This window comes from Microbispora sp. KK1-11, assembly GCF_006874435.1.
GTDB lineage: Bacteria > Actinomycetota > Actinomycetes > Streptosporangiales > Streptosporangiaceae > Microbispora > Microbispora catharanthi.
This window is the reverse complement of record NZ_VIRJ01000041.1, coordinates 57,990-71,077: the sequence shown is the minus strand read 5'-3', so window position 1 is coordinate 71,077 and position 13,088 is coordinate 57,990. Positions and strand designations below refer to the sequence as shown.

The 13,088-nt window shown below is 65.8% G+C and carries 15 protein-coding genes; 6 read left to right on the top strand and 9 right to left on the bottom strand.

Annotation, left to right across the window (positions count from 1 at the left end):
* Positions 1-102: 102 nt before the first annotated feature.
* The 4 genes from FLW16_RS38430 to FLW16_RS38415 all read right to left on the bottom strand — a co-directional run bounded on the left by FLW16_RS38430 (position 103) and on the right by FLW16_RS38415 (position 3,288).
* Positions 103-750 carry a cytochrome P450 gene (locus FLW16_RS38430; protein ID WP_142565926.1) on the bottom strand — a complete coding sequence of 216 codons (648 nt, stop codon included), beginning with the start codon at positions 748-750 and terminating at the stop codon, positions 103-105.
* Positions 751-1,269, bottom strand: a complete 519-nt coding sequence (locus FLW16_RS38425) for a hypothetical protein (RefSeq protein ID WP_142565925.1) — start codon at positions 1,267-1,269, stop codon at positions 751-753.
* 118 nt (positions 1,270-1,387) lie between these two features.
* Entirely contained in the window at positions 1,388-1,999 is a 612-nt protein-coding gene (locus FLW16_RS38420; protein ID WP_142565924.1) for a hypothetical protein, read from the bottom strand.
* 428 nt (positions 2,000-2,427) lie between these two features.
* A complete protein-coding gene (locus FLW16_RS38415; protein ID WP_142565923.1) occupies positions 2,428-3,288 on the bottom strand; it encodes a hypothetical protein in 861 nt (286 codons plus the stop codon).
* Between the two features lie 41 nt (positions 3,289-3,329).
* Between FLW16_RS38415 and FLW16_RS38410 the strand changes: the two genes are divergently transcribed.
* Positions 3,330-3,638, top strand: coding sequence for a hypothetical protein (locus FLW16_RS38410; RefSeq protein WP_142565922.1), 309 nt, complete (start codon positions 3,330-3,332; stop codon positions 3,636-3,638).
* Between the two features lie 179 nt (positions 3,639-3,817).
* Here FLW16_RS38410 and FLW16_RS45685 read toward each other — a convergent pair whose 3' ends face one another.
* Positions 3,818-5,317, bottom strand: a complete 1,500-nt coding sequence (locus tag FLW16_RS45685; protein WP_260616058.1) for a serine protease — start codon at positions 5,315-5,317, stop codon at positions 3,818-3,820.
* 463 nt (positions 5,318-5,780) lie between these two features.
* A complete protein-coding gene (locus tag FLW16_RS38400; protein ID WP_142565921.1) occupies positions 5,781-6,965 on the bottom strand; it encodes an IS481 family transposase in 1,185 nt (394 codons plus the stop codon).
* Positions 6,966-7,494: 529 nt separating this feature from the next.
* On the opposite strand from FLW16_RS38400, the gene FLW16_RS38395 reads away from it, so the two are divergent.
* The 4 genes from FLW16_RS38395 to FLW16_RS38380 all read left to right on the top strand — a co-directional run bounded on the left by FLW16_RS38395 (position 7,495) and on the right by FLW16_RS38380 (position 9,561).
* Positions 7,495-7,959 (top strand): SRPBCC family protein, encoded by a 465-nt coding sequence (locus FLW16_RS38395; protein ID WP_142565920.1) that lies wholly within the window; start codon positions 7,495-7,497, stop codon positions 7,957-7,959.
* On the top strand, positions 7,956-8,294 hold the full coding sequence (locus FLW16_RS38390; protein ID WP_030511160.1) for a metalloregulator ArsR/SmtB family transcription factor: 339 nt from the start codon (positions 7,956-7,958) through the stop codon (positions 8,292-8,294). The genes FLW16_RS38395 and FLW16_RS38390 overlap by 4 nt, the downstream gene beginning before the upstream one ends.
* A 248-nt stretch (positions 8,295-8,542) precedes the next feature.
* Positions 8,543-9,046, top strand: a complete 504-nt coding sequence (locus tag FLW16_RS38385; protein WP_142565919.1) for an SRPBCC domain-containing protein — start codon at positions 8,543-8,545, stop codon at positions 9,044-9,046.
* A 311-nt stretch (positions 9,047-9,357) separates the two neighbouring features.
* Positions 9,358-9,561, top strand: coding sequence for a hypothetical protein (locus tag FLW16_RS38380; protein WP_142565918.1), 204 nt, complete (start codon positions 9,358-9,360; stop codon positions 9,559-9,561).
* A 134-nt stretch (positions 9,562-9,695) separates the two neighbouring features.
* On the opposite strand, the gene FLW16_RS38375 is transcribed toward FLW16_RS38380, so the two are convergent.
* The 3 genes from FLW16_RS38375 to FLW16_RS44160 all read right to left on the bottom strand — a co-directional run bounded on the left by FLW16_RS38375 (position 9,696) and on the right by FLW16_RS44160 (position 11,712).
* Positions 9,696-10,604, bottom strand: coding sequence for an NmrA family NAD(P)-binding protein (locus FLW16_RS38375; protein ID WP_142565917.1), 909 nt, complete (start codon positions 10,602-10,604; stop codon positions 9,696-9,698).
* An 84-nt stretch (positions 10,605-10,688) separates the two neighbouring features.
* Positions 10,689-11,288, bottom strand: coding sequence for a TetR/AcrR family transcriptional regulator (locus tag FLW16_RS38370; protein ID WP_142565916.1), 600 nt, complete (start codon positions 11,286-11,288; stop codon positions 10,689-10,691).
* A 280-nt stretch (positions 11,289-11,568) separates the two neighbouring features.
* A complete protein-coding gene (locus FLW16_RS44160) occupies positions 11,569-11,712 on the bottom strand; it encodes a hypothetical protein (protein ID WP_185949781.1) in 144 nt (47 codons plus the stop codon).
* 133 nt (positions 11,713-11,845) lie between these two features.
* Here FLW16_RS44160 and FLW16_RS38365 point away from each other — a divergent pair, with 133 nt between their 5' ends.
* Entirely contained in the window at positions 11,846-12,916 is a 1,071-nt protein-coding gene (locus FLW16_RS38365) for a sigma-70 family RNA polymerase sigma factor (RefSeq protein ID WP_142565915.1), read from the top strand.
* Positions 12,917-13,088: the final 172 nt, after the last annotated feature.

Here is a 13,088-nt window from a genome sequence, read left to right as displayed (position 1 = left end):
GGCCATCGCTTTCTTCTCCTTCGATCTTGACTTCGCAATCACGAAGGATCACGCGATGGCCGTCCTCATTTCACGACGCCACGCCTCTACCAGCGGAAACTCTTACACCACTCCCGTGGACGCAACCCGGGCGAGTGATTCCAGCATCAGGACGAGTTCCAACTTTGCCAGGGCCGCGCCGACGCAGTTGTGGATGCCGTGCCCAAAAGTGAGATGAGGGCTGGCATGTTTTCGTTCGATCATGAACTGCTCGGGGTCCTCGAACTTGGTGGAGTCCTGATTGCCCGAGGCGAAGCAGAGCATCAGACGTTCGCCCTTCTTGATCCGCACCCCGCGAATCGTGGCGTCCGCACTCGCCGTCCGCATCACGCCGATGGACGTGCCGTCGTATCGCAGTGCCTCTGACGCCATAGCCTGCACGTCGGCTTCGCCCCTCGCCACCGCGGTCCAGTGCTGCGGGTGCTCCAGCAGTGTCGCCACGATGCTCGCGAGCGCGTCGGAAGTGGTCTCCCATCCGGCGGCCAGGAGGTTCAAGGCATTGACGGCGACCTCTGACACGGACAGGTGAGTGCCGTCGGCCTCGCTGTGGGCCATCATGCTGATGAGGTCGTCGCGCGGTGTCGCCAGCCGGTCCTCCACGAGCCCGCGCAGGTAGGTGAACCCGGCGTTCAGCGCCTGGCCGCGTTTGTTCGACTCCTCCAGGCCGAGGGCGTGATGACCGAGGATGAGAGTGACCAGGTCGTCGGTCATCTACGTCATCAGGTCGTAGGCGTCCTCCGGAAGACCGATCACGTTCATGGTCCCGGCCAGGGGGACCTTGGCGGCGAAGTCCGCCACGAGATCGAATCTTCCGTTCTTGGGAAGTCGATTCGTGAAACGGTCGACTATCTCCCGTATCTGCACCTCGGCGGCAGAAATTGTTTTCAGATTGAATCCCTTGTGTACGATTCGACGGACGGTCGCATGCTCCGGTGGGTCAAGCATGGTGAGGGGAGAATTGTCATAGAAGAAATCCATCGCGCGCTGGGCTGCGTCAGGCAGGCCTGTGGGTTTGGGGAACGCATCGTGAGAGGAGAACGTTGAGGGCGAACCGACGACGTATTTGATGTCGTCGTATGTGGTTACGCACAAGGCGTTCAATGCCTCCGAGAAGAAGACCGGCTGCTCTTCTCGTGCCTGCTTGAAGAACTCGTGAGCGATAGACAGGTGCGACCCGAAGGGATTGAATGATCGTAATTCATGGGACTGCACGTTTACCACCGATTCCATGTCGCGATCGTCTGTTCGATGGCGCGGCCATCCCGCCCCAATCGCGGCGATGGCCGTGGTCGAGCCGACGGGCGCTTGGGACCGCGATCATGGCTCGGCTCTGGGTGCTGAGGTCCGGTCACTCCATCAGGGAGCGGATGTCGTCCAGAGTCCAGCCGGCGGTGGGGTCGATGCTCATCCGGTGGAGGAGTTCTTGCTGCTTCTCGTTGAACAGCGGTTTGTGGCTCGAATCCCGCGGCCCTTCCTGGAACCGCAGGGCCTGGGACGGCGCGCATTCGGCGATCGCCTCGGGCGTGCTTCCCGCTACTTCGTGAGCGGCCGAGGTGAGGAGTGCGGCGGCGGCCGTGATCTCCCGCACCTGCTCGGTGGGGAGCGCGGCGAGCGTGGCGCGGAGCCGGTCGAGGTCGCCCCGGTAGGCCAGGCTCATCACGCCGGACGCTCGCATGGCGCCGATCTCGCCGAGACCGTCGGCGTCCGCCCTCATGATGTCCGGCGGCATGCTCGGGTCGTCGATTCTCATGAGCAGGTCGGGGCTGGTCCACAGGTGCTCTCCGTGGTCCCACTTGATGTTGATCGACACACATCTGCCCAGGACGCTCTCGTACACCTGTCCCGGCTGGAGCTTGTTGTCCGGACGTACCGCGACGATTCCACGCCAGTCCCGGCGGAGGTGCAGCACACGGGTACCGACGGCGAAGCGCTCATGCGCGTGGACCAAACTGATCGTCACATCTTCCTCCATTCGCGCACCCACGCACCCGCTCGAAGACGGCTCGCTGCGATGCGCAACGGGAGTGCCCGTTGTCGAGAGGCCGGTGGGTCCGGTGCTCAAGGCCGCTCTCGGTTGTGGAATCTGCGGTATCCGGTTCGGCGTGAGGGCCGGCGGTCCGCGGTGGTCGTTCGGCTGGCGGTCCGAGCGGCGGAGTGGCTGGTGCGGCGTCTGCCCTGTCCGCCAGTGATCGGGGCTTCCTCCGGCGGCAAGGCTCGGCACTTGTCATTGGCAGCGGCAGGCGATGGGGCGTGCCGACCAGATTCGCACCTGGGTCGGCGCGCTGCTCCTCCGCTGTATCGCGATGGTGAACGGAGTGGACAGGCAGGAGACGCCGTTCGGCGCGGGTCCATGGCTTTCGCCGCGCAACGGTGTCTCCTGCCTGCCAATCACGAGGTGGTGACGGTGTCACAACCGCTGGGGTAGTAACTGCTCGGCGGCACGTAGTACTGATACACCGTGTCGTTGCTGCTCTTGGTCAGCGAGTCCGACAGGTACGTATCGGGATCGGGTACGACGTCCGCCTGGTCGTCGCAGTGGATCGCGTCAACGTCTGGCGAGTTGTCGGAGGATGTGTCGATGATGTCGTTGCCGGCGCCACCGTCGACCTTGTCGACGAACTGAGACCCGGCTCCTGCCGGCTTGCCCGGCCCGCTGGAGAGGGTGTCGTCACCTGGCCCGCCGTCGATGGAGGAGTAGCCGCCGGTGGACGTCAGCACGTCGTCACCCTCCCATCCGGACAGCGAGACGTGGATCGGGGTGAACGTGGACTCGGTCGCAACGCCACCCGACACGCTGGAGACGATCATGCCGTCGCCGCCTGCCGACAGGTGGTCCGCGCCCGCCCAGCCGATGATGCTGACGTTGCGGACTATGCGCAGGGTCGAGCTGCTGTCGTAAGCGTACTTCGGGCAGCTGATGGTGGTGGGGTCGTCCAGCGTGCAGAGTGTTCCGGCGAGTGAGCCGTCGTGCGTGAGCGACATGGACGAGGCGTTGGGGTCGTGGAAGACGATTCGGTTGCCGCCTCCGTCCGGGATCTCGACGCTGACCTGGTCCGCGTTCTCGCTTGCCCAGTAGGCGATACCGAGGTCCGGGTAGTCTCCGGTCGCCGTGCCGTACAGGACCGTGTTGGTCGTCCTGGCGGCGGATGCCGAGGTCGTGGCTCCGATCAGCGTTGCGGTGGTCGCGGCGGCCACAACCGCGATGGCGGTGACACAGCGCCCCCACCTGCCGGGCCTCAGTTCGCCCACGATGCCTCCCTGCTGGAACTTCTTCGGACAGTGCGCCATAGATGCTCTTTCAGCAGCGGATGAAGAACCAGAGCACCTGTTGCTCTATTTGCTGCATCGACCAGAAAATGGCGCCGCAGGAGCTCGCGACCATCGAGTCCTACGCCAAGGTGCTGCCGGAGTTCCACGGGCGTGGCTTTCCGCTACGAAGCGGCCAAGCGGCTGGCCTCTCGGGTCGGTGGAAGCATCGACTGCACCGTCGGCGAGCTGTCCGACATCAAGTCGGAGACTCTCTGCGGGAAAACCACTACTGCACGCTGGAGCTGGCTTTCGCCGACGGCCTTTGGAAGCAGAGGAAAAGCTTCCGGTGACGGTTCGCGAGGCGCTCGGGATTCCCCGGAGCAGGCGACGACATGCGCCGGGTCATCGGTATGAAGTTCTCCGTTCGAGAACCGCCGCCGTCCCACGTAAATAGGTGCACAGACCTAGCCGCAACCTGGGCGCCCGGGCGTCGCTTGCCCGTGAAGCAACGCGAATGCGCCGGTCGCAATCAGACGATCTTGCCGGACCAGAGATTGGCCGCCGCCTTGTAGACGCTGTAGAGCTCGCCGTCAAAGTACGGCGATAGGCTGGTGTCGACCCGGCCGTTCTTGTCGGTGTCGGCGATGCCGATCGTGACACCGTTCAGGTAGCCGAGGCGGCGGCCGCTCTTGTAGTTGAGCAGCCAGGACGAGCCGATGGAGCCCTCGCCGGTAAAGGAGGACTTCACACCGACGAGCTCCTCGCCCTTGACCTCCGGAGCCTGGGCGGCGAAGGTTCTGCCATAGCTCCACTTGAGGGTCTTGCCGGTGTAGGCGTGGTTGCCGTCCAGGTGCGACCCGCTCGGGTAACCGAACACGAAGACCGGCGTGTCCACCTTCTGGTTGTAGGCCAGGCCCTGCCCGCCCACGTTGTCGCCCAGGCGGCCGACGTTCTTGAGCTTGATCGACATGGTCTTGCCGCTGAGCTTGTAGTCCAGGTCGTAGTTCACCCACCAGGTCCGCTTGTAGTACTTGTAGCCAACATTGGGGATGAACTCACTACGCCAATACCCGGTCTTGTGATCGTCGGTAAGTCTGTTCGAACCTGGCTTCTGAACGGAGTCGTAGGCCTCTTTGGTGGTCTCTGCGTCGTCGGCACCGGTGCCGGGCATCCAGGGGCCGTCGCTGAAGATGTTTTTGCCGATGTTGAGCTGGTGAAAGGCGTCGGCCGTCACATAGGTCTTCTGGGACTCAGGCACATTCAGCGGCTTGACATGGTCCGTGTCGAGGACGGGGGAGATCGCGAGCTTCGATCCGGCGGTATTCTTGTTGTTTTCGATCGCCGCCGCCGCGTCCTTTGCCTCCTGCTGGGTCTCAAAGACCTTGCTGTAGCCATCCGCCGTCAGACTGGTGGGCAGGACGCCGTTGTAGACCGTCACGAACGCGTAGTCGCGGTCGCCGTCCTCGTAGACGTCGTAGTCGTAGTGCGTGAAGGCCTGCTTTCCTACGTAGATCCCCCATGGGGTCTTGCCCTGGTAGTAACCGGAGATGAAGACCCACTTGTCGAGGGTCGCGGCGTTTGACTCAGCGTCGTATACACAGTGTCCGGCGGTGGCGACCAGGTTGCGGTAGCGCGACTGCACCGAGGTGGCCGAGCACCAGTGCGGCTTGTGGTCGGCGCCGATGAAGAACACCTTGCCGGTGGTCTTGGGTAGGTTGACGTTCTTCGACTTGGCGGCGGGCTTCCTCTCGTCGCCGACCGCCGGAATCACGCCCGGCTTGCTGTACGGGCCGCGACCGCCAGTCGACATGTGCTCGGCGGCGACCTTCGTCTCGACGTTATACGGAGTCGCGCCGATCAGGTTGGCCTTGTTCTCGCCGTACCAGAATGCGGCGATCTGCTTGGCGGCCAAGGGGGTGTCGGCCAGGAGGACGGAGGGGACGGAGCCAGAGGCATCAGCTGGACCCGCGACGACGGCCGAGGTCAGCAAGCCGGCCGTGACACCACCGAAGGTGAGGGTGCGTTTCACCAAGTTCTCCCTGGTCTGTCGTGAGGCGTCATTGTCGCCTCGAAATCGTCAGCAAAGTAATAGGCGCAGGAAGACTAACGGAGGAGCGGGGCACAACTTGATAGTTCGGGCTATTCTAGGGGTGGCTTCCGGAAACCCTTGGGGCCCACACCCGCATACGGCAGCAGAACGATACTTCATGAACTTGGGCTTCTGCGGTCGCACCTCTGTGGGGGGAACTCGGATGGTTACCGCTAGCGATCAGCGTCATGCCGACGGCTGCTTCGCCTAGAAACGCCCGGCTGTAGAGCTGGAAATCTTTGGCAGTACCGGAAGGTGTGAATGTCTCCCGTTCCGAGCGTTTGCTATATCTGAAGCCTTTCAATCTGCTGAAACATTTATTCTCCCGGGGGTAAAGGGGTCGTGGGTTCAAATCCCGCCGTCCTGAAACTGTGATGTCGCAAGACATCGGAAACCCTCGAACCTACGGGTTCGGGGGTTTCTTTGTGTACTGGGGTTGGTAGTCGCGGGTGGGGTCGATGGTCAGCTCGCGGAGGAGTTGTCCGGTGGTGGCGCTGACCACGCGGACGTGGAGATCGTCGACGAGCAGGATGACGTGGGTTCGGGCGTGGGTTCGTCCGATGCCGATGTGGTGAAGCCGGTCGCTAATCCGCAGGGTGACGACGCCGGTGTGGTCGACGCGGTCGTGGCGGACCCGGGTGTGGGTGTCGCCCTCGCGGCTGCCGGCCGGTTGGGCCTTGGGCCGGTTGTTGTAGGCCGCGGCGGGGGTGGCGCGGTGGGGCAACGACCGGTGGGGGCGGTGGTGGTTGTAGGCGTCGGCGAAGCAGTCGAGGAGAGTCTGTAAGTCGCCGATGGTGGCGGGCTGGTCGGGCTGGGCGCGTAGCCATTTCTTCATCGTCTGCTGGAACCGTTCGACTTTTCCGCAGGTGGTGGGGTGGTTGGGGGTGAAGTTCTTCTGGGTCACGTGCAGGCGGCGCAGTTCGTTTTCGAAGGCGTTGCGGCCGCCGCGGCCGCCGGCCAGCCGGGTGGTGAACACCATGCCGTTGTCGGTCAGGGTGGAGGCGGGCACGCCGTGGGCAGCCACCGCGTGGCGGAAGGTGTCGCGCACGATCGGGCCGGTGACCCGAGGGTGGGCGGTCACCGACAGGGCGTAGCGGGAGTGGTCGTCCAGCCAGGTGAGGATCTCGGCGTCGGTGCCGTCGGCGAGGCGGTAGTGGGTGAAGTCGGCCTGCCAGGTCTCGTTCGGCTGGGCGGCTTGGAAGCGGATGTAGGAGGGTCGTGGCCGTTTGCTGGGCTCGGGGGTGATCAGGCCGGCCCGCATCAGGTAGCGGCTGATCGTGGCCCGGGACACGGTGACCTGGTGATGATGGTGCAGGTGCCAGGCGATGGTGTCTGGCCCGGCGTCCAGGCCCTGGCCGGACAGGTCCTTGCGGAGGCGGACGATCAGTTCGGCGATGGCGGCGTCGATCGCGGTCGGGGAGGTCTTGGGTCGTCTGGATCGGGGCTCGAAGGCGCCCTCGCCCTGCTGCCGGTAGCGGGCAACGAGCTTGGACACCCAGCCTTTGGAGACGCCGTAGGAGCGGGCGACCTCCGCCTGTGAGCGGCCCTCGACGACAACCGCCGTGATGATGAGTCTGGCCTTCGACACGGGCCGACTCTCAACCGCCCACAGGCCCTAGCTCTGCGTGTTTCCTATCTCCGGAGACATGCGCCGCCGGGGTTTCCTATGTCTCGAGACACCCGTTTCCTATGTCCTGAACCAGAACACCGCCGTCCCGACACTGTTGTAGCAGGTCAGAGGCCTGATCACTCTCCAAGTGATCAGGCTTTTTTGTTGTCTGACCGTCGTTCGACCGTGAAGCTGAACGTGCCGACCGCTCCCGACCGGTACCCCTCAATGTCGGGCCCGACCAGCGGATTCGCGGTCAACGAGGGTCCTCCTGGCCGCTGTGTTCAAATGAGCTTCCTCGTCATCCAGGGAGCTGTCCGTTATGACAGAGTTCGGCAGCAGAGAATCTACGACGTAAAGGCGCGAACCCGAGCATCAAATGTCGCCGCGATGCGTCGCGCTCGGGGAGCTGCCCGGAAACCCAACGCGCAACGAAAGGTTGCGTTGATGAGGTGTGCCGGATAAGCTGACGTGCAACCGTTAGTTGCACTGATGTCAGGAAAAGCACATGGAGTATGGAAGCATCCAGCGGGAGCTTCGCATCGACGCCACCCCCGAGGTGGTCTACGAGGTGATCAGCTCTCCCGAGCACCTACGCGAGTGGTGGCCCGACGACGCCGAGCTCGACCCGGTCCCCGGCGCCACCGGCGCAGTCACCTTCGGCGACCCAGCCTCGCCGGACGCGAAGGTCGAGCCACTCACCGTTTTGGAGGCTGACCCGCCCCGCCGGTTCGCCTTCCGCTGGATATATGACGGCGGCGAGCCATCGGCGCCGGGCAACTCCCTCCTCGTCACCTTCGACCTCGTTCCCTCCGGTGACGGGACGCTGCTGCGCTTTGAGGAGACCGGCTTCCGTGAGCGCGGGTGGGAGGGCGCCGTGTTGGAGGAGGCGTATCTCGACCACGTCCGCGGCTGGGACATCTTCCTCCCGCGCCTCGTCACTTACGCCAACAAGGTGGTCGCGCAGCCGTGAGCACCGCGATCGATGACGACCTCTGGTCCGCGGTCGGCGACCCGACCCGCCGACGGATGCTCGACCTGCTCCTCGCCCACGGGGGCGCTACGGCGACCACGCTTAGCGAGCGACTGCCCGTCACCCGACAGGCGGTCGCCAAGCACCTCGGTGTGCTGGACCGCGTCGGCCTGGTGCACATGAGGCCAGCGGGGCGCGAGCGTCGCTACGAGGTGGACGAGGCCCAGCTCGCCCGTGCAATCGCCCAGCTGTCCGCGGTCGGCGCGACCTGGGATGCCCGGCTGCAGCGGATCAAGCGGATCGCCGAGCGGATCCAGAGCAACAAACCGGGCTGACCTGTACCCGCACGCTCACAACGCGCCATCACGGACGTGGCGGCGCCGAACGACCATGCCCTGAAACGGGCGCGCCACCCGAAAACCAGGAGAAGAGCAACCGATGTGCAGGACGTCCTGCAGCGGGTGTGCGCCGGTCCGTCAAGACCGGCGGGACGGCCTGTGCCGAGCGATGTCCGGGTCGGCACCTGGCACTGGATCCCGCTACCACTCAACCAATGACACGCAGAGGCAAGGTTCCGATCATCATGACGACACAATCACCGGGCAGTCTCGGACTGAGCGCAGCAAGCTCCTCAAGCACGGCGCGCACCGACCGCGGCTACTCAACTTCGTACACAGTCGAACAGTCACCGGAGGAGGTCTTCGCCGCCATCCTGGAAGTCCGCGCCTGGTGGACGGGTCAGGTCGAGGGGCGCACCGACGAGGTGGGTGCCGAGTTCTCCTACCGGCACCCCCCGCAGCACTACAGCCTCCAGCGCGTGGTCGAGCTCGAACCGGGCCGCCGCGTGGTCTGGCGGGTCACCGACAGCGACCTGTCCTTCATCTCCGAGCCGGGTGAGTGGACCGGAAGCGAGATCGTGTTCGACATCATCTCCGCGGCCGGCGGCACCGAGCTGCGGTTCACCCACGTTGGCCTGGTGCCGGACGTCGAGTGTTTCGGCGCTTGCTCCACGGCCTGGCTGCATTACGTCAACGGCAGCCTGCGCAGCCTGATCACCACGGGAGCGGGCCTGCCCGACCCGTGGTGAACGGCGGCCGGGGCGGGCGCCCCCCGAAGGGCGGGCCTGTTCGCTCCGCGCTACGCACGTCACCGAGCGGGGCGTGAGCTCCTACCTGGCAGGGCCCCGCGTCCCGCGCTCGGCGCCCCCTGCCGCGCGGTGCGCTGTCCAGCGCGAGAGTGTGTTGGCCCCTTCGACTACGACGGACCAGCCAAGGTGTATCTCGTGCACTCCGCCACCTAGAACGCGATCAAGGTGGGAATCATGGGCGCCCCAACTCCACGACTCAGCCAGCAGCCAGGGACGGCTGGCTGCCGTGGACGGCGCACGGAGACACCTGCGTGTGGGATGTCCCCACCGGCCGCATCGCCGCCGCGATCGAACGTCGTGTGCTCGACTGGTGGCGGACGGCGCTAGGGGCGGCTCCCGCGCTCACCAACGCCTGCATGCCGCAGAACGGGGCAACGGAAACTGCCTCCCTCGCCCTTGTCGACCCCGACGCCACGGCCGCTCTGGTCATCTCACTGACGCGGGAGGACCAGTAATGATCACGCGGGGGCATTACTCCTGCCGTTGAAGATCTTCGCGACCTTCTTCGGCGGCCGCGGCGTCGCTCTGCCGTAGATCGGCGCCGGGCCGATCGCCAGGCTGCGCCCGGTCGTCCAAGTCGGCCCGAGACCTACACCGCGCTACCTTGCGGCTCGCCGTAGCTTCGGGAGCCTCCCGGGCCTTGTCCGGTGATGCGGTCGGTAAGCAGGTCGGTGACCGAGCGTGGGGCGCGGCCGAGGAGTTCGGCCAGGAGCGGGTCGACACCGGCGAAGCGGTCCTGGCGGGCGGCTTGGAAGGTGGTGAGGGTGAGGCGGGCCATGGCCTCCGGGGAGCCCGCTGCGACCCGGTCGGCGATCCACTGCTCGTCGTCGGCGACGACCCGTTTGATGGTGTGGCCGGTGAGGGTGGAGGCGATCTGGGCGATGTCGTCGAAGGTGACGGCGTCGGCGGCGGTGAGTGTGACGGGGCCGTCGAAGGAGCGGTCTCCCGCGAGGATGAGAGCGGCGGCTTCGGCGGCTTCGGCCCGGTCGGTCCAGGAGACGGGGCCGTCGGCGGGGGCGGTGATGGTTTCGGTTTGCTGCCAGGGGCCGAGGAGCCAGTCGAGGCTGTGGGCGTAGAAACCGTTGCGCAGCGAGGTCCAGGCGATGCCGGTGTCGGTGAGGAGCGCTTCGGTGGCGGCGTGGTCGCGTGCGGGCGGGAACGGGCTGTCGAGGCCGGCGCCCTGGTGGCTGGTGTAGAGGATGCGCTGTGCGCCGGCGGCGATGGCGGCTTCGATGGCGGTGCGGTGCAGGGCCACGGCGTCGGCGGTGGGGTCGTTGGAGGAGACCAGCAGCACCTGTTCGGCGCCTTCGAACGAGTCGCGCAGGGCGTCCGGGTCGTCGTAGGAGCCGTGCCGCACGCGTACGCCGCGGTCGGCGAGGTGTTGCGCCTTGGCGACGTCGCGCACGCTGACGCCGATCTGGTCGGCGGGGACGAGCTTGAGGAGGTGTTCGACGGTGGCGCCGTTGAGGGCGCCGGTCGCGCCGGTGATGACGATCATGACTGGTCCTCCTGTCGGTGGTCTCGCGGAATCTGGGCGGTCTCGTGCTGGGGCCACGGGTCCTGGCGTCGCGGGTGGCTGCTGCTATCGCCGTTGGAGCAGCGGGAGGAGGACGTCGTCGACGAGGTGCTCCAGGAACGGCCGGTCGCAGGGTTGGCCGGCGACGATGAGCCGGTGCACGATGACGGCCGGGGCGATCTCGGCGAACAGTGCGGCCGCATCGGGCGCAAGCCGCTCGCCGCTTTCGATGGCGTTGCGGAACGGCTGTTCGGTCATCGCCGCCTCGTCGCGGCGCAGGATCCGCCGCATCTCCGCGGCGAGGCGGGGGTCGCTGCGCATGCCGGTGAACAGGGCGCCGAGTAGCCCGATCTCCTGTTCGGCGATCTGGTCGGCCAGCCACTGGACGGTCGCCAGCAGTGCCGCACGGAGATTGCCCGGCGGGGTGGCCGGGGGTGTTCCCGGCGCGCGGTGTTCGACGGCCGCGGCCACTAGAGCGGCCTTGCCCGGGTAGCGCCGGTAGACCGTCGGCTTGCCGACCCCGGCCCGGGCCGCGACCGCGTCGATCGTCAGCTGGTCATATCCGACCTCGGTCAGCACCAGCAGCGTCGCCTCAAGGATCGCGATGTCACGTCCGGCGTCCCGGGGCCTGCCGCGTGCTGGCGCGGGCCTGCGCCCATCCGACACCGCCCGCCTCCTCCTATTAACGAAACGAAACTGGAACGTAATGTAATTTAGGGAGGGATAGGCGCCCAGTCAAACTCCGCACAACGGCCAGGGGTGACGGACCCCGACGACTCTGTCACGCCCAGACGCGAGGTGGGCGCGAAGTCCGGCGTTCTCCTCGGAGTGCTGTGCCGGGACTCCTGGGCGGTGGCACAATCCGACTTTTCGGTGTTCGTCGAAGGCCCCGAGGTCGCGATCCGACCCGTCGGCCTCCGACGCCTGCCTTCGGAAGTCGCGCAGGTCAGCAGCCCTGGCGGTAATGCTCGATGGCTGCCAGAGCACGACCGGCTCGTCGGGCCAGGCATTGCTGCGGATCATCTGACGCAGCAATGCAGCGGGCGATCGTGTCCTGGCCCAGGTTGTTGTCGGTGTGCTCGTTGAACATCAGGACCGCCAGGACGGCGCGGAACCGCGAGGTACCGACACAGGGACGGCGGAAACTTGGCGCAGGCCGACCACTTTCCGGCGCTGGCGGTGTCCATCTATCCGAGAAGAACCATAGGAGAGAAGGAGCCAACATGCGAGGGATCCCGCCGGCCAGGGAAACCGATGTCTCGGCCCGTGCCCAGCGCTCGGCCGAGGATCTGCTGGCGCTGGCGCGGAGCGGAGATGGTGAGGCGTTCCGCGGGCTCGTTGAGCCGTACCGACGTGAGCTCCAGGTGCACTGCTACCGCATCCTCGGCTCGGTGCAGGACGCCGAGGACCTGCTGCAGGAGACGTTGCTGGCGGCATGGCGCGGGATCGGCGGCTACGAGGAACGCGCGTCGGTACGGACGTGGCTCTACCGAATCGCGACGAACCGCTGTCTCAACGCATTGCGGGCCGGCGCCCGTCGTCCGCCCGAATATGCGGCCTACCAACCGGAGGTCCCGTTGCCCGAGCCATCACATCGCCGAGCGGAACCGAGCTGGCTGGAGCCGTACCCCGATGTGCTGCTCGACGAGATCGCCGACCACATGCCTGGACCGGAGGCGCGATACGAGGTCAGGGAGTCGGTGTCGCTGGCGTTCCTGGCAGCGCTGCAGCAATTGCCACCGAGGCAACGAGTCATATTGGTGCTGCGGGACGTACTGGGATTCCGGGCCGCCGAGGTGGCAAACATTCTCGACACGACCGAAAACGCGGTGACCAGCGCGCTGAAACGAGCACGGGGTGCGCTGGCGCATGAGCTACCGGATCCCGACTGGGAGACCGCTCCGCTACCGAACTCGCCACAAGAACGCAGGATCGTGGCTGGTTTCAGTCGCGCATTCGAGGCCGGAGACGTCGATGCGATCGTGGCCATGCTGACAAACGACGCGTGGCTGACTATGCCGCCACTGCCGCTGGAATACCAGGGTCGGGACGCCATCCGGCACTTCCTGGCTACAGTCGCGCTGGGCAACGGCTACCGACACGTGCTGATCCCGACGCGGGCAAACGGCCAGCCGGCTTTCGGCGTCTACCTACGTGATCCGCGGACGCCGGTCCTGCACGCACACGGAGTGCTCGTACTGACCCTGACCGACAACCGGATCACCGCGCTGACACGATTCCATGACAACTCCCTTCTGGCAATATTCGGACTTCCACGATCGCTACGCGTCTAAGCGGTTGCGTATGGACTGGAAGTCCTACGCAGGTATCCGACAGCACGTCCAGGGAGCGCGCGCAAAGAGTCATTCCTGGAAAGAGACGGCAGAGCTGTGGAATTGCCAACAAACAGCATCTGCCCACGCATCTAGAAAAGATTCGTGCAGAAGGAGAAACGGTGAGTACCGA